This window comes from Acinetobacter sp. GG2, from assembly GCF_000292385.1.
GTDB classification, from domain to species: Bacteria; Pseudomonadota; Gammaproteobacteria; order Pseudomonadales; family Moraxellaceae; genus Acinetobacter; species Acinetobacter seifertii.
Window position 1 is genome coordinate 209,504 of record NZ_ALOW01000038.1, and the last position, 21,802, is coordinate 231,305.

The following is a 21,802-nucleotide window of genomic DNA, read 5'->3' on the forward strand; positions in this document are numbered from 1 at the left end:
TGTTTATGAAAGTCGATAAATTGCATATTCGCTCACGTTTTAAAAATCTTGAAAACGTTAAAATAGACTTTGATGAAAATCATCTAATGACTGTTGTTGTAGGACGTAATGGATCAGGTAAATCCAACGTTCTTGAAGCGTTGGTAGCTATATTTCGTAATCTTGATTTAGGAGAAGCCCCACCATTCTCATATAAGTTGACTTATAGATTAGGTGAGCCCCCTAAGCTGAATCAGCCTAGTGATCGCTGGATGGAAATAACTATTGATGCCGATCCAAATCGCGGTACTCTAGCAAAACAATATGAAGTACATGCTCGTGACCTTTTAAGTGACGAAAAGCAAAAGGACATGTTTGATGAAACACCTTCAGATGTAATTATTCCTTTTTCAAAAGTTAAACGAGATAAAGACGGTAAAGCACCATATCTACCTAACTATCTTTTCGCCTACTATTCAGGTCCAAGTGATCGACTAGAGAACTATTTTAAAAAACATCGTACGAATTTTTATCGTAAGTTACTTAAAAAAGATGAGAAAGTAGATCTAAAAGGTGACATCCGACCATTGTTCTACGCTAAACCTAATCACAGCCAATTCGTACTGCTTGCTTTCTTCTTATCTGAACAAAACAGCTCAGAAAGGAAATTTTTGCATGAACATCTAGGCATAGAAAGATTAGACAGTATTCATTTTGTTATGCGTCAGCCAGAATGGGCTAAGAAAAAGGAAGAACTATTTTGGGGAGCTTATGGTGTTGTTCGTCACTTTTTGGATGAGCTCATAAAACATACATTATCACCAATAAAAGTGACTCGCCAAGAAGATACATCTTTAACTGGCAATAATATTCGCAATGAGTTTTTTCACCTATTTTTACCAGATGTAAATGCTTTAACTGCCTTAGCCAAAAATCTTACAGCAGACGAATTATTTAAAATGCTCGAAAGCACTTTGTTATCAGAAATTATTTCTGAAGTTAATATTCGGGTAAAGGTATCGAGCAGCGAAGCCCCACTTACTTTCCGTGAACTAAGCGAAGGTGAGCAGCAATTATTAACAGTACTAGGTCTACTCAAGTTCACTGGTGGTAAAGATTCATTATTTTTACTTGATGAACCAGATACTCATCTTAATCCCTCATGGGCTGTTAAATATCTTAAGTTTCTACGTGAATTTGTACCAAATCACCAAACCAGTCATTTGCTAATGGTAACTCATCACCCTCTAGCTATTGCAGAACTGGAGAAAGAGCAAGTTCAAGTTATGAAACGTGATAATAAAAATCAAATATCCGCCAAGATGCCTGATGAAAATCCTCGTGGGATGGGGATCAACTTAATTTTGCGTAGTGATATGTTTGGTTTACGAACAACTCTTGATGATGACACTAACCAGAGACTTACAAATAGAAATGCTCTCGCGGCAAAGGAAACATTATCGAAAGAGAAGACAGTTCGCGAGCACGGATTTCCGCCAGAAGATGAAGAACAATACTTGGCTAGGCTCAATTTTGAGCTTGAAGACTTAGGATTCAATCTAGCAACAGATGATCCTGATTACCTCGATTTCCTTCGTAATAAGTACCATGCTAAACATGAGGAAAGTAATTAATGCGTTGGATTTGTAAGGATGTGATTGAAGAATGCTTGACTCAGGAATGGAGAGAAGTAGCGGAGCAAGCAAAAACTGAGTTAATGGCAGCCCCAGATAAAGAGACAAGAAAAGCGATATTAAAAAAAGTTGCATCCTCGAAAGTTTGGCGTGATTTTTATGATTTACTGCCTGACTCGTTAAAACGCAAATGTTGGTATTGTGAAGCTGAGGAAATCCGGTCAGATATGCCGATTGATCATTTCAGACCAAAAAATAAGGTTGAAGATGATGAACTACACGAGGGTTACTGGTGGTTAGCATTCGATTGGGAAAACTATCGATGTGCTTGCACATTCTGCAATAGCCGTAGAGTCTTTGATGAAACAGAGGGAGGGAAAGCATGTCGTTTCCCACTTGAAAACCCCGAGGAACGTGCTTTTACACCTGCGGATCAGATCAAGTTGAACAATGAACGACCTTACTTTCTTGATCCGTTCAACCTAGATGATGAGAAGTTACTTTGGTTTGATAATGATGGACTACCAATTGCCAGTCCATCAGCGACACCTGAACAACAAACGAAGGTTGAAAATTCTATTGAAATATTCCATCTCCATGAAAAGAAAATAGCTAGAGCTAGGAATCTAATACGCTTAGAGGTAAACCGACAGGTTACGAAAATAAAGAACAATGATGATGTAAAAGCAGCCAAAGCTAGATTACGACGCATGGTAGATAATACTGAAATGTTATCACGTGCTGCTATTGTTTACTTACGCGCTCACCGAGAAATTCCTGAGGTAAAAGATATATTAAATTTAGATTAAACTCAGGATTTGTAAAGAGCTCAACAAAGGCGGTATAGCTTAGTTTATAACTATACTGTCCAAACACAGTTATAGTTTTGATAACTCATATAAAAAAGCCCGATCTGTATTTACTACAATCGGGCTTTTTTATTGCGTTCATACGGCTACCCCCCTTTCCCGTGAAAGAAAATAAAGAACTCTCCCCTAGGCCCCCGTGCCGCAACGGACATTTACTTTTGCGCTGATTTAAAGTTTGAGAGATCATTGCGACACAGAGATAAAGGAGCTAAGCGAATTTAGCCCATTTCAGTTTTATCGCAGCGTTGAATACTGCTAAACATGTTAGGGGCAAAGTCCTGTGGGAGAACAGGACTTTGCAAACTGGTGCGTTTTAAACGTTGTACGGTTTGAGGTGAACAAATTCTTTTAAATTCCTGCTGAGCATTGGCATCATCATTTGTAATACTGTAAGCACCGACCAAAAGGCTTAAAACCAATATAAATTTATAAAGTTTTATATTATTCTCATGATTATTTATAAATTTAAATAAAATAAAAATATGATTCAAATAAATATTAAAATAATTTTTAAATAACAATTAATCTTCCCATCAATATAGGAAAATAAAATAATTAACATTTTAAAATAGAAATAATTTATAAATTTAAAAAATCAGGTCGCAAAAAACCCATGTTTTTAAATAAATAAAATAGTTAACTAAAAGAGAAAATGAGTTTAAATAATGGCATGGCCAACTCCTTAAAAATGGAGTTCTACCACCAAATCACCGCGAACTAATTTAGGGTGGTAGAACGAAAGAGGGTTAGCAGACTGACCTAGCGACCAGCACGCGCGAACGCGTCCCCCTTCCGCCCTACCATAGAGAAAAAGGGGGCACAAAGGTTCCACACGGGTAATACTGAGGAAGTATAACCCGACACGCTAGGGTACGGTCTGCTAAAACCGACTGGCAATGTAGGCCAGCAACGAGATAATAATCGGTGATTTTAATTACGTCAATTTATTTTAATCAAAAAAGTTTAAATATAATAATTTAATTAATGTTTAAATAATATTAACCCTTGTTTTATATTTATAGCTTTTAATTAAATTTAAAAAATATAAACTTGGGTTATATATATTTAGTTAATAAAATAGATTAATCGTTAATTCTAATTTAATAGTTTATATAAATATGTCTAAGATGAAAAATATCTAGGGATAAAACATCTTATAGAGCGCCCTACTCCATAAGTCGATAAGCGAGCACTTCTAGCATCTTTTCCAAAACTTATTTCTCTATCGCTCTATTGAATTTATAAAGCTCTAAAGCATAGTCTATGCATTTTATTAAGACACTCTAATAAATATAAATAAATCAGCATGTTATATACAAAAATCAACAAAAACACTTGTCTTTTTACATGAAAAATCATGATATAAATCACGCTTCGAAATTTGCCTAATAACTATAAATTTCGACTATTACAAAAACTTTCTAATTATAAGGAGTGGCTTATCATGGCTAATGGCTTTCCAGGTGGAAACTTTAGAATCGTTAACAAAGAAACAGGTGCATGTATCGCAAGCGCATACGGTGGACAAACCCATGGCTTACAAGATGCTGTAAGTTCACTTGGAGAAACGGGTAAGATAGCTTACTCGCATACAAATGATCGACTATTTGCAGTACATGACAAGGTTAAAAACATAGAAGAAGAGCTTTGGTATTTTGACAGCCGCGTATATAGCAGTGGTCGAGAGAATAAGCTATACAACAAAGTTAAAGATATTCGTTCTAGTTGGGTGCTCGGTGCTTATGTTAAGACAAATGCGATTGCATATAAATTATTAGACAAAGACTTAGAACATTTCCTTAGTCTTTTACCAAATCAAGATGAAGAAACACTCACCCACTTAAAAACCAGTGATTGTCTTGATATCGTTCGTTTATTACAGACATTTATTTATAGTAACGGCGAAGAAACGATTAAATCGGAGCTTGTTGGTAAACTAGATGAGACTAAGCTGAATGAATATTTAAATGCGGTACTCGCTCATGAGTCAATTCGTCACATCGAACAAAAGTTCAATGAATATGCTCGCTCTCCTTTGCTATTTTTAAATATTCCTGAACTTAAAGATTTGCCTGAGAACCCTTTCGCTCAGCATAATGAACAACTCTATAAAATCATTCTTGCCTCTGTCCAATTAGATGTCTTAGATCTTAAAGATGGGCATCGAGATTCAGAGTTCCGATTGTATTTACAGCATGACAATATCAAAGCTCTTCTAAAAAATATGAAAAAAGAGAACCTGCAAGAGCTTTATGGAAAAGTATATAAAGAATATGAAAATACTCAGGATCTTAAAAAAGAAGCAGTAAAAGTCCTTTTAGAGCTTAGAAAAACTCTAGATTTACATACGAATGAAAAAAATTTGGATACGGTCAAAAAGATTTTACAGACAAGCTTAAAGTCAAACGAGTCTTTTGAACAACTTCAAACCGCATTGAACAGTACTAATGGTAAAGAAATAAAACCAGTTAATTGGCATAGCGGCGATCTTTTCTTACAAGGCGCGGGTTGCCAGTACCAAACTAGTTGGGCATTTGAAGATGGTTATATCTTTGTAGAAGGCCAACCAGATGCTGTACTGACACATCTCTGGGGTTCATCTGTAGGTATTAGTCAACGATCTAATGACCCAAACCAACGCTGGGAACTTAAAAGAGCTTAATTAGCAGTGACTCCAAAAGCTAAATAAGCTTATTTTCAATCATCCAAAGAATTTAAAATCATTCTTTGGATGATTTTGAGTTTTATAGAAGTAAATCTGATTATAAAATTGAAATACTTATAAATTTCTTATACTTTAAATTGTTTAAAATTCATTCAAAAACAGCAACAATAAGATAGGTAAAACATGATTTCTTTAGAGTTATTCATTACATTTTTAATTACTACAATTATTTTTGCTTATATTCCGGGTCCAGCAATGCTGTATACCGCTGCGCAGACGCTTTCACGTGGTAGAAAATCTGGTTTGATGGCAGCATTTGGAATTTTCTTAGGAGGCTGTTTTCATATCATCGCAGCCTCTTTGGGCCTAACAACCATCTTTCAAATTATTCCAAAACTCTATGATCTTATTAAAATTTTAGGTGCTTTGTATTTAGTTTGGTTAGGCATTAAATTAATTAGATCGACCTCGTCACCGACTGTTCAGCAAAATGTTGAAAATGGTCAGTTATCTTTGAAGCAGAGCATTCTGGTCGAAGTTTTAAATCCTAAAACCGCTATTTTTTATATCGCCTTTTTACCTCAATTTATTAATACCTCATTAGATTTTCCAGTTTGGTCTCAGTTCATTATTTTAGGGTTGATTGTGAATCTGATCTTTGTTTCTGCTGATGTGGTTTGTGTGTTTTTAGCCAATTATATTAGCCAAAAATTAACTAAATCGAAGAAGCCCCAAAAATCTATGTCAGTGATGGGTGGACTCATTTTTATGGGGCTAGGCATTTTTCTTGGATTTAAAAATCAGTAGTTTCTACAGGTAAATGCGTACCCAACAAAGAAAAACTAACATCCGCAACTTCCAACGCGTCTGAACTGGTCCAAATAATATGGTTCCCTTCATTTGGACTTTCAGAACTTAAATGATATTGATTGAGCTGCCGAATTAATTGCGCTGTTACAGCCTCCGAAGGCTCAATAATTTGAATATCACGACCTACAATTTCCTGAATCGTATCTGAAACAAATGGATAATGTGTGCATCCTAAAATAATCGTATCGACTTTTTGCTCGACTAAAGGCGCCAAAATATTTTTTAAATAATCTTTAACTTCCGCTGTATGTGCTTTACCCGTTTCAATTTTTTCAGCCAAACCAATACACGGCACCAAAGACACTTTAATATCTTGCGCATACGTTTCAATTAAACTTTTTAAGTTTTTGCCCTTCACCGTGGTTGCCGTTGCCAAGACAGCAACATGCTTACTTTGTGTGATGGCTACAGCAGGTTTTACCGCGGGTTCTATGGCAATAAGTGGCACATTAATTTGCGCTCTAATCGTTTCAATCGCTACAGCCGTCATAGTGTTACAAGCAACCACAATCGCTTTACAATTCCCGTCATTTATAAGATTTGAAATTAAATGCGTGGTTCGTGAAACAATCCAGTCGCTTTCTCTGTCTCCATAAGGGACATATTTCGAGTCGGCGAAATAGATAATGTCTTCATTTGGAAGCGCCTCCCGAATATGCTTAAAGAGAGACAACCCGCCTAAACCAGAGTCAATCATCCCAATCGGGTTGTTATTATTATTCATGGTTTATCCTGCATTTCATATATTTAGAAAAATTCTTTCATGGTTGCCAAATCTGTGAGCACGACTTTGGGCTGAATGGTTTTTAATTTTTCAGCCGATGTATATCCCCAACCTACCGCAGCAAAATCAATACCTGCTTTATGTGCAGCTTCGCCATCGGTGGTTTGGTCGCCGACATAAATGGCATGGTTCTTACTTACATCCAAAATGTTGAGAACACGCTTTATTCGCTTCGCTTTGCCAAATATAGACGAGCCGCCATCAATATGGCTAAAAAGCTCACAGAGTTCTTTACCCAGTACATTTTGACAGTTTTCTTTGGAGTTCGAGGTAATAATTGCGAGCGTATATCCCTGCTTATGCAGTTCAATTAGGTGGTCACGCATACCTTCAAACAAATGAATTTCTTCATCTCTTTCTTTCATTAAACGAATAAAGTCTTTCGCAATCCAAGGTAGTTTCCACCGAGAAACATTCATCTCTTTCATAATTTCTCTAGGCGTAAGTTGTTTGTAGTACTCAACTTCGTGAAGGCTTACCGTTTTAAACTTATACTTTGCGGAAAGTTGATTTAAAACGTTTAGAAAAAAATGAAAGGAATCGACTAAAGTGCCATCTAAATCAAAAATAATCGCATGATATTGTTTTAAGGTTTTTTCCATTTCTAATTTCAAAAGTATATTTTTGATTATTATATTATGTTTTTTATATATTTTTAAATCAGGCCCAACGAGGACCTGACCTAAATTTCGGATTTTATTTTAAGCTGCCGCTTTTTGTTCCTTTATCCAATTTTTAATACGGGCATCGAGTATATTTAAAGGCAGTGTTCCTGCATTTAAGATCATGTCATGGAACGCTTTGATATCAAAACCATCTCCAAGCTCCTGTTTCGCAAGCTCCCGTAGCTCTAAAATTTTGAGTTGGCCCATTTTATATGCCAATGCTTGGGCAGGAATAGCAATATAGCGGTCTGCCTCTGCCTGAATATCAGGCTCGTCTAAAGCTGAGTGTTCACGCATAAAATCAATCATTTGCTGACGGGTCCACTTTTTATAATGTACGCCAGTATCCACTACTAGACGACAAGCACGGAACAACTCACTCGATAGTCTTCCATAGTCTGAAAGCGGGTCTTTATAGAAACCAACGTCTTTACCCAATTGCTCGGCATAAAGTGCCCATCCTTCTATATAGGCAGTATGGTTGGGTTGCTTTCGGAACATCGGCAAATTTGGCAGGTTTTGGGCAATATCAATCTGCATATGGTGGCCAGGAATTGCCTCATGGTAAGCGGTTGCTTCCATTGATATTTTGGAACGTTCAGAGAAGTCCCCTGTATTTACATACACTTGTCCGGGGTGTGAACCATCAGGCGTGCCTTGGTGATACTCCGCTCCTGCCGCTTCTTTTTCTCGATATTGCTCTACAGGTAAAACTTCGACTTTATTTTTGGGTAATAAACCAAACAGCTTCGGCAACTCTGGTTGCATTTGGGCAATATATCCGCGATAAATCTCTAAAATTTCTTCACGAGATTTTGGGAAAACAGCGGGATTTGTTTTTAAGGATTGTTGGAAACTTTTTAAATCATTGAAACCTTGTGCTTTAGCAATTTTCAGCATTTCCGCTTCTATACGAGCAACTTCTTTTAATCCGAGCTGATGAATAGTTTCAGGGCTTTCCGACGTGGTTGTATTGTTTTCTACATAAAAACGATAAAGCTCGTCACCGTTTGGCAAACTCCATATACCCTCGTGCTGTCGTCCATAGGGTAAGTAATCTTTCTGAATAAACGTTCCGAGTTTTTGATAAGCGGGGCGAACTTGCTGATCTATGGCCTGTAGTATTTCACGGCTTAAACGCTCTTGTTCTGCTTTGGAAATGTTATTTGGAAATTGCTTTAATGGAGAAGCAAAAACACTGTCTTTCCCTGCTGGCGTTGCAATGCTATCAATCTGCTTTGCCACTTTTTCAAGTAAATATTTCGGTGGCATTAAACCATCTTTTTGTCCTTGTTTCGCTAACTGAATACCTTGATCAAGAATAAGAGGAATTTGTTTTAAACGAGCAATATAGTCTTGATATTGTTTAGCATTATCAAAGGGAATCGAACTAATAAATCCCGGAAATTGTAAATGTAGCCCCCACATTTGATTGAAAGGCATCTCATACAATTTCACATCATAACTTTTAAGTGTCTCTTTCAACTGATAAATCATTAAATCTTTATTTAATTGATCAGTTGCTGAAAATCCTGTGCTATCGATTGCTTCAAAACGTTTTAAAAAATTTTGAGTAGTTTTTTTATCTTTCTCAATCTGATTTTTTGAAGACTCGGTCCATCGATCGTTATAGCGTAAATCGCCTAATCTCGTGGCAGTTTCAGGATTATTTTTCAAAGTATATTCCCATTGTTCTTGTAAAAGCTGATTTAAAGCTTTCACCCGAACAGAGACATTACTGTTTTGTTTAGCTTGTGATTTTTCGGTAGTATTTGTACTTATTTCGGGGGGTTTAGCATTAGACGAATGAGACATCCAAAATAAAACACTGATACAAGCAAAATGTAAGGTTCTGTTTTTCATTTAATTATCCAAACATATTTAACGAAGTTTAAAATATAGACAAAACAAATTACGTGCCAAGCAGCCTATAAAATAGTGTAAAAATCGAGTATTTTTTTAACTCAATGATTTTATAAATTAATTTTCTTTTTAATTAAATTATTTATAGTTGCTATCTATATTCCATATTTGACTTTAATTTACCAGAAAGTCAAAAAAAGCGCACATGAGCGATCTCAGTGCACTTTTTCATTTCTACATTAAAAATTGTTTCTCAAGAAAACAAATATTGATAAACAATATAGGCAGCCAGTTTTGCTGTTCGATTGTCCAAATCAAATTTTGGATTGCACTCGGCAATATCTAAAAGTTTGATTTTGCCAGTCTCTTGAATATGCTTAAAAATTGCTTCAAAAGTGGCTAAATCAATTCCTTTTACGGCTGGCGCACTGACCCCCGGTGCAACCGCAGCCGCGAAGACATCTAAATCAATCGTAACGTACAGGCAATCTACTTTTGCAATAAAAGCATCTACCGCTGCAAGCACGTTCGGTAGGTTAAAAATATTAACCTCATGATCGCGTAAATATGAACAATTTAACGCATCGGCCGTATCAAACAAAACTTTAGTATTGGCATGGTTAGCAACCCCAATACATAAGTAATTAAATTGTTTTTGATGCTGTTCTGAAAGTCGAGCTGCTTGTAAAAAAGGTGTTCCAGAGGTGGCATGCTCTGCTTCACGCAAATCAAAATGGGCATCAAAATTAATAATGCCTATTTTTTTATCTGGCGCGTGGGCTTGTACATATTGGAACAGACCACTAAAGCTACCAAATGCAACTTCATGTCCACCGCCCAACACAATCGGCTTTAAACCATTTTGCAGGCTATTGGCGACTTGTTCTGCTAACTCGCTTTGTGCTTGCTCTAAATTCTCATATTCGCAAGTCACTGTACCCAAATCGACCAGACTCACTGGGCGATGAATCGGTAAGTTAGCCAGTTGTGTACGAATCGCATCTGGCGCATCGGCAGCACCAACTCGGCCTTTGTTACGTTTCACGCCTTCATCAGAGCTAAAGCCAATCAGGGCAAACTCGGCATGTTGGGTTTTATTCATAATATGGTGGATACGTTGATGTGCTTCACCATCGCCATCATGACGGCCTTGCCATTTAAATGTGTGATTCATATGCCACCGTCTAAAAAATAACTTCTTGTCCATGCTGAACGACTAGCTTAGGCAAATCGCCGCCCAGCCAGTAAACAATTTCAGATGGATGTTCAATATCCCAAGCCACAAAATCAGCGACTTTACCCTGCTCTAAACTGCCGTGCGTTTGCTCTAAACCGAGCGCTTGTGCCGCATGAATGGTGACACCCGCTAATGCTTGCTCAGGCGTTAAACGGAAGAGCGTACTGCCCATATTCAGCATTAAACGTACAGAAAGTGCAGGAGATGTACCCGGATTTAAATCACTCGAGAGCGCAATACGCGCGCCATGCTTAATCAGGCTTTCAATCGGTGGGTATTGTGTTTCACGTAATAGGTAAAAGGCACCCGGCAATAACACAGCAACCGTACCCGACTCTGCCATAGCTTTGACATCATCTTCGGTCATGTACTCTAAATGGTCAGCCGACAAAGCATGATAACGTGCTGCCAAGCTTGAACCACCTAGCGATGAGAGCTGTTCAGCATGAAGCTTAACGGGTAGACCCAATGATTGTGCCGTTTTAAAAACACGTTCAACCTGAGCGGGTGAAAATGCCAAATGCTCACAGAACGCATCTACTGCATCGACCAAACCTTCAGCATGCAGTTTAGGCAGCATTTCTGTACAGATATGCTCGATATAAGCATCGCTTTGATCTTTGTACTCTGGCGGTAAAGCATGAGCAGCTAAACACGTGCTTTTGACCGTCATTGGTAAAGCTTCACCAATTTGACGGATCACACGCAGCATTTTGCGCTCGTTTTCGTAGTTGAGTCCGTAACCAGACTTAATTTCGATAGTCGTTACACCATCTTGTTGCATGCAACGAATACGTTTTAGGGCTGATTTCAGTAATTGTTCTTCGCTGGCTTCTCGCGTTGCGCGTACTGTACTTGCAATACCGCCACCACTTGCAGCAATTTCAGCATAACTTACGCCTTGTAAGCGCTTTTCAAACTCAACGCTACGGTTACCACCAAAAACACTATGCGTATGACAATCGATGAAACCTGGGGTCACCCAAGCGCCATTTAAGTCAACTGTTTCGGAGTAAGTGTCGGCAGGAAGTTGTTGTTGTTTTCCAATCCAATGGATGAGATGCCCTTCGGTAACAATTGCAGCATCTTCGATATAAGAATATTGCCCATTTTGCATGGTCGCAATATGGCAGTTCTGCCAAAGTTTTTTCATTAGCCTATCCTCGAAACTGCCCAACAGTAAAACCATTGGGCAGTTGATTTGTTAGCTTTCCATTTCTATGTTTTGCTGGACAGGCTCACTTTCCTTTCCCAAGCTTTGCTCCGGCTTTACCCAAATGCGATACGCAATGGTTAACAGAGCAAGCCATGCCGCACCTACATAAATTGCAGGACGCGAGTCTGGGAAGTAGCCCATCATCACTAAAATGAACACCATAAACCCGATTGCAAAAGCAGGTGCATATGGCCAGCCGAATACAGGGAAATCCAGTGCCTTAATTTCAGCAGTAGATAATTTACGGCGCATCGCCACTTGCGAAAGCAAGATCATGAGCCATACCCAAACTGTTGCAAACGTTGCAATTGATGCAATGATGACAAATACATTTTCAGGAATCAGGTAGTTCAGTACCACACCAATTAACAGTACGCCAGCCATAACCACAACAGTCATCCAAGGCACACCATTACGTGAAAGTTTCTTGAACACTTGCGGTGCTTGACCACGATTTGCCATACCGTACAACATACGGCCTGCACCAAATACATCACTGTTAATTGCTGAAATTGCAGCGGTTACCACCACAACGTTTAAAATATTTGCAGCAGATTTAATGCCTAAGTTTTCAAAAATTTGTACAAACGGGCTACCTTGGCTACCAATCTGGTTCCATGGGAAAATCGACATCAGTACAAAAATAGTGAGTACATAGAACAGTAAAATACGGACTGGAACAGCATTAATTGCTTTTGGTAAGGTGGTTTTCGGGTCTTGTGACTCACCTGCGGTTAAACCAATAATTTCGATACCGCCAAAGGCAAATACAACTACAGATAAACATGCCACTAAACCTGCAATACCATGCGGCATGAAACCATCATAAATCCATAGGTTTTGAAGCCCCGGTACAACATTGCTGTGATCAACATGGAAGCCATAAAACATAAGGCCTAAACCACCGATAATCATGGCAACAATGGCACTGACTTTGACGATTGAAAGCCAAAATTCGAGTTCACCAAAGACTTTTACATGAATGAGGTTAATTGCGCCTAGGAACATAATGAGAGACAAAATCCAGATCCACCGCGGTACATCGGGATACCAGAACCCCATATAAATACCAAACGCAGTGACATCGGCAATTGCAACAATCACCATCTCAAAAACATAAGTCCAACCTGTGGTAAAACCAGCCAATGGACCAATGTACTGAGATGCATAGTGGCTGAATGAGCCAGAGACAGGGTTATGGACAGCCATTTCACCCAGTGCGCGCATAACGATATAAATTGCAATCCCTGCAACGATATACGCAAGTAATACTGAAGGCCCTGCCATTTTGATGGCAGTTGCCGAACCATAGAAAAGCCCAGTTCCAATTGCTGAGCCCAATGCCAAGAAACGAATATGGCGGGTGTTTAAACCCCGCTGTAGTGTGGAGTTTTGTGACATTTTAATCTCCAATCCTTGAGGAAATTTAGTTGGATTCGGCCACTCCATGTGACCGTTTTATCAATCACACTTCAGATAAACTAGGGAGCAGTTTTGGAATGAGTAACTTGTTTAGGCAACCTCTCGCAAGCAATTCGCTAGCTTGTTCGATATCCGGAGCAAAGAAACGATCTTCGCTGTAGTAAGGAACTTGATCGCGCAAGATTTTACGAGCTTGTTCAAGTTTAGGCGAGCTTTTTAAACCTTCACGGAAGTCTAAACCCTGACAAGCGCCTAACCATTCAACAGCTAAAATGCCACGAACGTTGTCAGCCATGTACCAAAGACGCTTACCGGCATTCGGAGCCATCGATACGTGGTCTTCCTGATTGGCAGAAGTTGGTAAACTATCAACACTTGCAGGATGTGCTAATGCCTTATTATCGCTCGCAAGTGCAGCAGCTGTCACTTGTGCAATCATAAAGCCTGAGTTAACACCGCCATTTGCAACCAAGAATGGTGGAAGTTGTGACATGTGGCGGTCCATCATCATCGAAATACGACGTTCAGACAGTGAGCCAATTTCAGCGATCGCCAATGCTAAATTATCTGCCGCCATTGCAACAGGTTCTGCATGGAAATTACCACCAGAAATCACGTCACCTTGTTCAGCAAATACGAGTGGGTTATCCGATACAGCATTTGCTTCAATTTCTAATACTTCAGCAGCCTGACGGATTTGCGTCAAACATGCACCCATCACCTGTGGTTGGCAACGTAAAGAGTACGGGTCTTGAACTTTGCTACAGTCTTCATGTGAATGTGCAATTTCACTTGAGTCTGTTAAAAGGTCACGATAAGCCGCAGCTACATCAATTTGACCACGTTGGCCACGTACTTCGTGAATACGAGCATCGAATGGCGCACGTGAACCAAGCATTGCTTCAACACTTAAGCCACCACAAACTGTTGCAGCAGCAAACAAGTCTTCCGCTTCAAATAAGCCGCGTAATGCATAAGCGGTTGAAACTTGTGTCCCGTTTAAAAGTGCCAAACCTTCTTTAGCAGCTAAAGAAATGGGTTCTAAACCTGCAACTTTTAAAGCTTCAACTGCTGGTAACCATTCACCCTTATAACGTGCCTTACCTTCACCAAGTAACACTAAAGACATGTGTGCTAGTGGTGCCAAGTCACCTGAAGCGCCTACTGAACCTTTAAGTGGAATGTGTGGGTAAACTTCGGCATTAATTAAAGCCAACAAAGCATCAATTACTTTACGACGAATACCAGAGAAACCACGCGCCAAGCTATTTGCTTTCAATAGAATAATTAAACGAACCATTGCATCATCAAGTGCTTCACCTACACCTGCTGCATGCGAAAGAACCAATGAACGTTGTAACTTTTCTAAATCTTCAGGAGCGATTTTGGTTGACGCGAGTAAGCCAAAGCCCGTGTTAATACCGTAAGCTGTACGCCCTTCATTTACAATTTTCTCAACGCAAGCCACACTTGCATCAATTGCAGATGAAGCACTTTCATCCAATTTAACTTTGATCGGGTTGAGGTACGCTTGACGTAAATCGGCTAAGGTCAATTTTCCCGGTTGGATAAGTAATTCCATGTTGGCTTCCTAATTTTTTGCACTATATTCTGCTGAGACGGTGCTTTTCACAATTGCAAAAAGCACCGCTAGTTCTTCCATGTATTTTTATTGCGTGATCATTGGCAAGTGTAAGCCTTGCTCTTTCGCACAGTTAATCGCAATTTCATAACCTGCATCGGCATGACGCATAACACCTGTTGCAGGGTCATTGGTCAGTACGCGAGCAATACGTGCAGCAGCTTCATCTGTACCATCACACACAATCACAACGCCTGAGTGTTGAGAGAAGCCCATACCTACACCACCACCGTGATGTAAAGACACCCAAGTTGCGCCGCCTGCTGTATTGAGCAATGCATTTAATAAAGGCCAGTCTGATACTGCGTCTGAGCCGTCTTGCATTGCTTCAGTTTCACGGTTTGGACTTGCAACCGAACCTGAGTCTAAATGGTCACGACCAATCACAACTGGTGCAGACAATTCACCGCTACGAACCATTTCGTTAAATGCCAAACCAAGTTTTGCACGTAAGCCTAGACCAACCCAGCAAATACGCGCTGGTAAGCCTTGGAAGCTAATGCGTTCACGCGCCATGTCTAACCAGTGATGTAAATGCTCATCATCAGGAATTAATTCTTTAACTTTGGCATCTGTTTTATAAATATCTTCTGGGTCACCAGAAAGTGCTGCCCAACGGAATGGACCAATACCACGGCAGAACAATGGACGGATGTACGCAGGTACGAAGCCTGGGAAATCAAAAGCGTTTGCTACGCCTTCATCTTTCGCCATTTGACGGATGTTATTACCATAGTCAAATGTTGGGACACCCATTTTTTGGAAATCAAGCATCGCTTGTACGTGCTTCGCCATTGACTGTTTTGCAGCTTTTACCACAGCTTCTGGTTCAGTTTTCGCACGTTCACGGTATTCATCCCAAGTCCAACCTACTGGTAAGTAACCATTGAGAGGATCATGTGCACTTGTTTGGTCAGTCACCATGTCTGGACGTACACCACGGCGAACAAGCTCAGGTAAAATTTCAGCAGCGTTACCATGAAGCGCAATTGAAATTGCTTTGCCTTCTTTTGTATAGCGATCAATACGCGCTAAAGCGTCGTCTAAATCAGTTGCTTGTTCGTCTACATAACGGGTACGTAAACGGAAATCGATACTTGCTTGTTGGCATTCAATGTTTAAAGAACACGCACCTGCAAGTGTTGCAGCTAAAGGCTGAGCACCACCCATACCACCTAAACCAGCAGTAAGCACCCAACGGCCTTTTAAGTCACCGTTGTAGTGTTGGCGGCCTGCTTCAACGAAAGTTTCATAAGTACCCTGCACAATCCCTTGGCTACCAATGTAAATCCATGAACCTGCTGTCATTTGACCGTACATTGCAAGTGCTTTTGCGTCTAACTCGTTGAAGTGTTCCCAGTTTGCCCAGTGCGGTACAAGGTTTGAGTTTGCAATTAAAACGCGTGGTGCATCTTTATGAGTTTTAAATACACCTACTGGTTTGCCTGATTGAACCAATAAAGTTTCGTCAGTTTCAAGATTTTTTAGCGTATCTACAATTTTGTCGAAACATTCCCAGTTTCGTGCTGCACGACCAATACCGCCGTATACAACTAACTCTTTCGGGTTTTCTGCAACGTCCGGATCAAGGTTATTCATCAACATACGTAATGGGGCTTCAGTTAACCAACTCTTAGCCGTTAATTCAGTGCCGCGTGGTGCACGAATTTCTACATCACGAAATTTTGTTGTCGTTGTTGTCACAGTCGGACTCCTTCCTTTGAGCTTACATCAGCAGAACATCACTTGTCTCTGCATTTGTATAGTAATGTATTAACTTGTATATACATCCATATACTACACAAATATTTTTCGGCGTGAAGAGGGTGACTCATATTTTTTTTAAAAAAATGAATAAGCTTATGAATTAAATTAATTTATTTTTATATTAGGCATAAAAAAAGCACATATCCTCTAACAAGACATGTGCTTTTTAAGTCGTAAATGATGTCTTTTTATCGTTGAATTAACTCAATGACATAGCAGCTTTTGAGTTGTTTTTTGGGAAAATTGACTAATGTCACGCCAGTATTTTTCTCAATTTTTAGCGTCTCGTGAACAGCAAGCTGAACGGAATGATCATCAACATTTACTTCCGTTTCACTTCCCTGATTAAAAATGAAAATCAGGTCAGCCGAGCTAATAAATGCCTGCTCCGCTGCATCATTCAACCACTGAAAACGGGCATGAAACTTTGCAGGATCATAAATTAAATTTAAATCTCGAATTGCACCGTCGACCAGTTCACTTTGAACCTGACTCTCACCATGAAAAGCAAAAATATCACCTTGGTTCAGCGTTTTGGCAGGAAGGTTATCGACATGCAGTACCATGCCCTGTCCATCAAGTACGCTAATAATGCGCTGCTTATTGGGAAATAGCGAAAATGGCCCGGAAGTAGTCACATCAGCCATGGAAATGCGCCATTCAAAGTCGGCTTCACCTTGGCTTCGAGCAATTTCTAAAGTGAAACCGGCACCGTTTTTCCAAAGCATTTTTGTATATTGATCGGCCCTGATCAATTCAATCATGGGTTAAATTTCCCTTCGAGATAATAGCGGCTGCCCGGGTAAATCAAACGCGCACTTGAAATCAACTGTTTGTTTGACCATGTGCGGCGACGGATCAGTAAACACGGCTCAGCTTTGGTGATCTTTAACCATTTACACTCTTGAGGAGATGCTAAAACTGCCTCGACAATGTGCTCACCTTCTGAGACAGGTGCTTTCGCCATGAGGTAAGCATTTGGGGTAATGGTTTTAAAATCTTGTTGTAGATAATCTGGAATAAGCGCTGCATCGACTAAACGATCTTCGACCTGAACAGGGACATCATTTTCATAATGCACAATAATCGAGTGAAATAATCTTTGCCCTTCACGAGTCTGCATTAACACGCTTTGCTCTGCATTTGCATAAATTTGTTCTAAGACTAAAACTTCAGCGTGGTGCTTATGGTTTCGTGCAATAATCTCATCGGCAATATTATTAATCTGAAAAAGTGCAGTTCGGCCTTGCCCTTCAGCAACGAAAGAACCAACGCCTTGAATTCGAACGAGTAAACCCTCAGTCGTTAACTCACGAAGCGCACGGTTTACAGTCATACGGCTACAACCGAGTTGATTAACCAGTTCACTTTCCGAAGGAATTTTTTTATTTACAGCCCATGAACCTTCATAAATCTTTTGTGAAATCAGTTGTTTTACGCGTTGGTATAAAGGAACTGGACTATCAGCTTCAATCGAAAGCTCAGCATGTTCTTGTTTTGATGTTCTGGGCATAACAAATACTCAAAAAAGGCGGCAGGCAAAAAGGTATTTTAGTTGACATGCTATGTATATACAACCACATACAACATGTTAATTTATGAATTAAATAGATTTTAAAAAGTTTAAAAAATAAACATAGCTCGATAAGAGCTAATTTAAAGTTTTATGTAGAGAAATTCAAATATATAAAGGCTTTATCAATATTTATTTAATAGTTATTTCTGCTATGCCTGTGCTCAATTCAAGGATGTAAAAAGTATCGTCTTTTCTAGTTTACGAAATGCTGCTTAAAATTTTTATTTAAAATAACTGATCAATAGTATTCTTCTGCCACACAGTATATTAATAAAGCTGGAAGCACATCGAATGCGTAATTATAAAATAGATATTCTGCGTGGAATGTCTATCCTGTTGGTTCTTTTACATCATTTTAATATTCCTTATAAACTTAAAGATACATGGTTAGGTTTTGATTTCTTAGGTGAAGCATTTAGCACAGTCATCGCAAGAAACGGAAATTATGGCGTCACCATGTTTTTTGTGATTTCGGGTTTTTTAATTACCCATCACACGTTAAAACGAGACAAACAGTTTTCCGCAATTAACCTCAAGCATTTTTATATCCGACGGGCGGCGCGTATTTTACCGTGTCTGATATTACTCATTTTAGGGGTAAGCATACTTGGTTCATTTGACTTAAAACCCTTTATCAACCAAGCACCCAATGGCATTGAGGTTTCCTATCCCTTAACCATATTTGCAGCTCTAACCTTCTGGATGAATATCCTGATTATTAAATTCGGTTGGGTAAACTATGCTTTGGGTGTGTTGTGGTCACTCTCTGTAGAAGAAGTTTTCTATTTTGTTTTTCCATTATTGTGCTTGTTCACACGTAGTAATAAGGTCTTCATTGCTGTACTGGTTGGGGTAATTTTATACGGGCCGTATTTCAGATCTCTACATTTTGGAGAAGAAAGCGGCGCCTATTTATATCATTATTTTTCAAGTTTTGATGGCATAGCGATTGGCTGTTTAACGGCGATTTTTTCTCATACCTACCGACCAAACTGGACTTATAAAAAGCCTTTTTCTTGGTTGCTTATTTTGAGCATGACCGCGCTATATTTATATGCGCCAATTAAAGAAGTGAGTACATGGGGTATTAGCTTATTTGCTTTTGCTACAGGCTTACTGATTTTGTGTTTTCAGCATCCTTCCGAAACACAGGCGCATAACCTATTGACCAAGGTGATGGTCTGGTTGGGGCAACGAAGTTATGAGACTTATCTGTTCCATCTGGTTGTGCTAGGTCTTATGAAAGTTGCCTTTGTTCCGGCTCAAACCGACGCTAGCATCAAAATTATGCTTTTAATTGGCTATCTAGTTCTAACTTTTGTTATTAGCGCAGCGATTGAAAAATATTATTCGACCCCACTTAACAGCTATATTCGAAAGATTTTCATTAAAGATAAATCATAAAAATAAGCCCCTTGAAAATAGGGGCTTTTTTAATTAAGCGATCAACATGGTTTCATCATCTTGCTTAAAAGGGTTCGACCAGTTCTGCCAAGCTTGTGGCCCTAAAGCCATTTCTTCATCACTTAACAGGCAACGATCCAAGCGTTGTATTAAAGCTTGCTCATCCATTTGCATACCAATTAAAACCAGTTCCTGACGTGCATCACCTGTACGAGCGTCCCAATTTTTCTTAATTTGCTCAATGCTGGCTAGGTCACTCGGCCAATCTTCTTCTGAAACAGCAGCCCACCAATAACCTGCTAGGCCGTGTCGAGCCATTGCACCCGCTTGCGACCATGAATAAGCCAAGGTAGGGTCAGCAGCCAACCAGAAAAAGCCTTTAGAACGTACGACTCCTGGCCATTCTGACTGAACCAAATCATAAAAACGCTCTGGATGGAAAGGTCGACGTGCGCGGTAAACAAAGCTACTAATGCCATACTCTTCAGTCTCTGGCGTATGCTCGCCGCGTAACTCTTTTAACCAGCCCGGTGCTTGTGCGGCTTCATCAAAATCGAATAGCTGTGTATTTAAAATTTTATCTAAGGCAACCTTTCCAAATTGAGCAATTTCAATTCGGGCACGCGGGTTTAACGTTTTTAAAATTGCGATGAGCTGGTCTTGCTGCGCCTGATTAATCAGGTCAATTTTATTCAGCACAATCACATCACAAAACTCGATCTGATCAATCAGAAGGTCAACTACAGTTCGCTCATCTTGCTCACCTAATGACTCACCACGTTGTTGCAGTGAGTCGACTGAGCTGTAATCTTTAAGAAAGTTAAAAGCATCGACTACTGTGACCATAGTATCGAGTCGAGCAAACTCATTGAGTGAGTTTCCATCTTCATCTTCAAAGGTAAAGGTTTCTGCAACAGGCAGTGGTTCTGAAATGCCTGTTGACTCAATCACCAATTGGTCAAAGCGCCCTTCATCGGCTAAACGTCTCACCTCAACCAGTAAATCTTCTCGTAGCGTGCAGCAGATACAGCCGTTACTCATTTCAACCAGTTTTTCATCTGTCCTTGAAAGCTCCGCCCCACCTTCGCGTACTAATGCCGCATCAATATTTACCTCAGACATATCATTAACAATCACGGCAATACGGCGGCCTTCACGATTATTTAAAATATGATTAAGTAATGTGGTCTTTCCTGCACCCAAAAAGCCAGATAAAACGGTAACTGGAAGCTTGGCAAATGAGTTGGCGATTGCAGTGTGCATGGCTTGATCTCTTCGAATAATATTTAAACTGATCATGGCTGGCCATTGAAATATGGCCAGATCACAGGCGTAATCTATTTCTAAACCACAATAATGTTATGTTATAACATAACTATTGATCAAGTTTTTATTCTGCTTTTATTCAAACCAACTCATTTAGTCTTTGAAAGAATTGCTTTTATAGTCACTGACAAATCGAGGTTCTATAGTGATGGTCAGGTCCCCATGATCGGAAGCCTTGGCTATCAATATGAATTTGTCCCGAAGCATAAACACCCAGACCCATATTAAGAGCTTGTCCCTTGGTTTCCCAGAACTGACAAAGTTTAGTTTTGGTTTGCTGAATATTGAATTGGTCTAAGTCGCTAGGCTGTTCTGGTCCAATTCGAAAATCAAGCGCTGCATTAAAGACATGTCGAGAAGCATCTGCACCACCTGCACAGCGGTTTAAAGATAAAGCTCGATAGGCTGATGTCACTTCAAAATCATTAATCACACCATCATCAACCAATGCTTTTAAAATGCTAAGCGTAGGAACGATGTTGGACCAAATCTCTCTCGGTGGCACCGCATAAGGCTCGACTCCACATTTTTGCCAGTCTCGAGCTGAACGTAATAACTCATAATCTGGCACTAAATTGGCAAGTCCTTTCTGCTTCAGAAATTGCTTATAAGCCTGCACAGACTGCGCGTGATCTGCGGTTGCGATCCAAACAATATAATCTTCGGGTTGTTGTTTTATTCTTACCACTGTTTTAGATGGCTGAGGCAAAGAGTGAGGATGCTTAGAAACCGTTGGCTTAGGTGTTTGAGTCGTACACGCGGTAAGAGAAAGTAAGATTAAACCTAAATAGGAATATTTCATAAATATGTTGTTCCTCCCTCAACATCGGGAAGCCTTAGTTATTCATTCAACAGATGTTATAATATAACAATTATAAAGTCC

General features: G+C 39.5%; 17 protein-coding genes and 1 pseudogene. 5 read left to right on the plus strand and 13 right to left on the minus strand.

Going from position 1 to position 21,802, the window contains the following annotated elements; translation table 11 throughout:
- The first annotated feature begins 5 nt into the window (after window positions 1-5).
- Together B554_RS0114230 and B554_RS0114235 are read left to right on the plus strand one after the other, a co-directional pair.
- Complete coding sequence (locus tag B554_RS0114230) at window positions 6-1,613, plus strand: AAA family ATPase (RefSeq protein WP_019458580.1); 1,608 nt, start codon at window positions 6-8, stop codon at window positions 1,611-1,613.
- Entirely contained in the window at window positions 1,613-2,422 is an 810-nt protein-coding gene (locus B554_RS0114235; RefSeq protein WP_019458581.1) for an HNH endonuclease, read from the plus strand. The genes B554_RS0114230 and B554_RS0114235 overlap by 1 nt, the downstream gene beginning before the upstream one ends.
- 268 nt (window positions 2,423-2,690) lie before the next feature.
- Here the strand turns inward: B554_RS0114235 and B554_RS0114240 are convergent.
- Window positions 2,691-2,922 (minus strand): annotated as a pseudogene (locus B554_RS0114240) (hypothetical protein).
- 1,004 nt (window positions 2,923-3,926) lie between these two features.
- Here B554_RS0114240 and B554_RS0114245 point away from each other — a divergent pair.
- Together B554_RS0114245 and B554_RS0114250 are read left to right on the plus strand one after the other, a co-directional pair.
- Window positions 3,927-5,144 carry a hypothetical protein gene (locus B554_RS0114245; RefSeq protein WP_019458582.1) on the plus strand — a complete coding sequence of 406 codons (1,218 nt, stop codon included), beginning with the start codon at window positions 3,927-3,929 and terminating at the stop codon, window positions 5,142-5,144.
- 186 nt (window positions 5,145-5,330) lie between these two features.
- Window positions 5,331-5,954: a LysE family translocator gene (locus tag B554_RS0114250; protein ID WP_019458583.1), complete on the plus strand. Its 624-nt coding sequence runs from the start codon at window positions 5,331-5,333 to the stop codon at window positions 5,952-5,954.
- Here B554_RS0114250 and murI read toward each other — a convergent pair.
- The 10 genes from murI to hutC form a co-directional block, all read right to left on the minus strand.
- Window positions 5,941-6,741 (minus strand): glutamate racemase, encoded by an 801-nt coding sequence (gene murI / locus B554_RS0114255; protein ID WP_019458584.1) that lies wholly within the window; start codon window positions 6,739-6,741, stop codon window positions 5,941-5,943. The two genes, B554_RS0114250 and murI, sit on opposite strands and share 14 nt — an antisense overlap.
- A gap of 23 nt (window positions 6,742-6,764) precedes the next feature.
- The gene (locus B554_RS0114260) at window positions 6,765-7,403 is read right to left on the minus strand and encodes an HAD family hydrolase (protein ID WP_019458585.1); all 639 of its coding nucleotides are present in this window, start codon (window positions 7,401-7,403) and stop codon (window positions 6,765-6,767) included.
- 99 nt (window positions 7,404-7,502) lie between these two features.
- Entirely contained in the window at window positions 7,503-9,329 is a 1,827-nt protein-coding gene (locus B554_RS0114265; protein ID WP_019458586.1) for a DUF885 domain-containing protein, read from the minus strand.
- Window positions 9,330-9,582: 253 nt separating this feature from the next.
- A complete protein-coding gene (gene hutG, locus B554_RS0114270) occupies window positions 9,583-10,503 on the minus strand; it encodes a formimidoylglutamase (protein WP_019458587.1) in 921 nt (306 codons plus the stop codon).
- Between the two features lie 10 nt (window positions 10,504-10,513).
- Window positions 10,514-11,719 carry an imidazolonepropionase gene (hutI, locus tag B554_RS0114275; RefSeq protein WP_019458588.1) on the minus strand — a complete coding sequence of 402 codons (1,206 nt, stop codon included), beginning with the start codon at window positions 11,717-11,719 and terminating at the stop codon, window positions 10,514-10,516.
- 51 nt (window positions 11,720-11,770) lie between these two features.
- Window positions 11,771-13,183: an amino acid permease gene (locus B554_RS0114280; RefSeq protein ID WP_004704780.1), complete on the minus strand. Its 1,413-nt coding sequence runs from the start codon at window positions 13,181-13,183 to the stop codon at window positions 11,771-11,773.
- A 64-nt stretch (window positions 13,184-13,247) separates the two neighbouring features.
- Window positions 13,248-14,786, minus strand: a complete 1,539-nt coding sequence (gene hutH, locus B554_RS0114285) for a histidine ammonia-lyase (RefSeq protein ID WP_019458589.1) — start codon at window positions 14,784-14,786, stop codon at window positions 13,248-13,250.
- 87 nt (window positions 14,787-14,873) lie between these two features.
- Window positions 14,874-16,550 carry a urocanate hydratase gene (gene hutU, locus B554_RS0114290; protein ID WP_002054061.1) on the minus strand — a complete coding sequence of 559 codons (1,677 nt, stop codon included), beginning with the start codon at window positions 16,548-16,550 and terminating at the stop codon, window positions 14,874-14,876.
- A gap of 251 nt (window positions 16,551-16,801) precedes the next feature.
- Window positions 16,802-17,377, minus strand: coding sequence for a HutD family protein (locus B554_RS0114295; RefSeq protein ID WP_019458590.1), 576 nt, complete (start codon window positions 17,375-17,377; stop codon window positions 16,802-16,804).
- Complete coding sequence (gene hutC, locus B554_RS0114300; protein WP_005066641.1) at window positions 17,374-18,126, minus strand: histidine utilization repressor; 753 nt, start codon at window positions 18,124-18,126, stop codon at window positions 17,374-17,376. Before hutC ends, B554_RS0114295 begins: the two co-directional genes overlap by 4 nt.
- 354 nt (window positions 18,127-18,480) lie before the next feature.
- Between hutC and B554_RS0114305 the strand changes: the two genes are divergently transcribed.
- The gene (locus B554_RS0114305; protein WP_019458591.1) at window positions 18,481-19,593 is read left to right on the plus strand and encodes an acyltransferase family protein; all 1,113 of its coding nucleotides are present in this window, start codon (window positions 18,481-18,483) and stop codon (window positions 19,591-19,593) included.
- 33 nt (window positions 19,594-19,626) lie between these two features.
- On the opposite strand, the gene zigA is transcribed toward B554_RS0114305, so the two are convergent.
- Together zigA and B554_RS0114315 are read right to left on the minus strand one after the other, a co-directional pair.
- A complete protein-coding gene (gene zigA, locus B554_RS0114310) occupies window positions 19,627-20,892 on the minus strand; it encodes a zinc metallochaperone GTPase ZigA (RefSeq protein WP_025465230.1) in 1,266 nt (421 codons plus the stop codon).
- Window positions 20,893-21,040: 148 nt separating this feature from the next.
- Entirely contained in the window at window positions 21,041-21,721 is a 681-nt protein-coding gene (locus B554_RS0114315) for a YcbK family protein (RefSeq protein ID WP_004704772.1), read from the minus strand.
- Window positions 21,722-21,802 lie beyond the last annotated feature (81 nt).

What these genes read in the sequence shown, in the direction of transcription:
- B554_RS0114230 (WP_019458580.1), top strand. Translation starts at nt 6, where the DNA reads ATGAAAGTCGATAAATTGCATATTCGCTCACGTTTTAAAAATCTTGAA.
- B554_RS0114235 (WP_019458581.1), top strand. Translation starts at nt 1,613, where the DNA reads ATGCGTTGGATTTGTAAGGATGTGATTGAAGAATGCTTGACTCAGGAA.
- B554_RS0114245 (WP_019458582.1), top strand. Translation starts at nt 3,927, where the DNA reads ATGGCTAATGGCTTTCCAGGTGGAAACTTTAGAATCGTTAACAAAGAA.
- B554_RS0114250 (WP_019458583.1), top strand. Translation starts at nt 5,331, where the DNA reads ATGATTTCTTTAGAGTTATTCATTACATTTTTAATTACTACAATTATT.
- murI (WP_019458584.1), bottom strand. Translation starts at nt 6,741, where the DNA reads ATGAATAATAATAACAACCCGATTGGGATGATTGACTCTGGTTTAGGC.
- B554_RS0114260 (WP_019458585.1), bottom strand. Translation starts at nt 7,403, where the DNA reads ATGGAAAAAACCTTAAAACAATATCATGCGATTATTTTTGATTTAGAT.
- B554_RS0114265 (WP_019458586.1), bottom strand. Translation starts at nt 9,329, where the DNA reads ATGAAAAACAGAACCTTACATTTTGCTTGTATCAGTGTTTTATTTTGG.
- hutG (WP_019458587.1), bottom strand. Translation starts at nt 10,503, where the DNA reads ATGAATCACACATTTAAATGGCAAGGCCGTCATGATGGCGATGGTGAA.
- hutI (WP_019458588.1), bottom strand. Translation starts at nt 11,719, where the DNA reads ATGAAAAAACTTTGGCAGAACTGCCATATTGCGACCATGCAAAATGGG.
- B554_RS0114280 (WP_004704780.1), bottom strand. Translation starts at nt 13,183, where the DNA reads ATGTCACAAAACTCCACACTACAGCGGGGTTTAAACACCCGCCATATT.
- hutH (WP_019458589.1), bottom strand. Translation starts at nt 14,786, where the DNA reads ATGGAATTACTTATCCAACCGGGAAAATTGACCTTAGCCGATTTACGT.
- B554_RS0114295 (WP_019458590.1), bottom strand. Translation starts at nt 17,377, where the DNA reads ATGATTGAATTGATCAGGGCCGATCAATATACAAAAATGCTTTGGAAA.
- hutC (WP_005066641.1), bottom strand. Translation starts at nt 18,126, where the DNA reads ATGCCCAGAACATCAAAACAAGAACATGCTGAGCTTTCGATTGAAGCT.
- B554_RS0114305 (WP_019458591.1), top strand. Translation starts at nt 18,481, where the DNA reads ATGCGTAATTATAAAATAGATATTCTGCGTGGAATGTCTATCCTGTTG.
- zigA (WP_025465230.1), bottom strand. Translation starts at nt 20,892, where the DNA reads ATGATCAGTTTAAATATTATTCGAAGAGATCAAGCCATGCACACTGCA.
- B554_RS0114315 (WP_004704772.1), bottom strand. Translation starts at nt 21,721, where the DNA reads ATGAAATATTCCTATTTAGGTTTAATCTTACTTTCTCTTACCGCGTGT.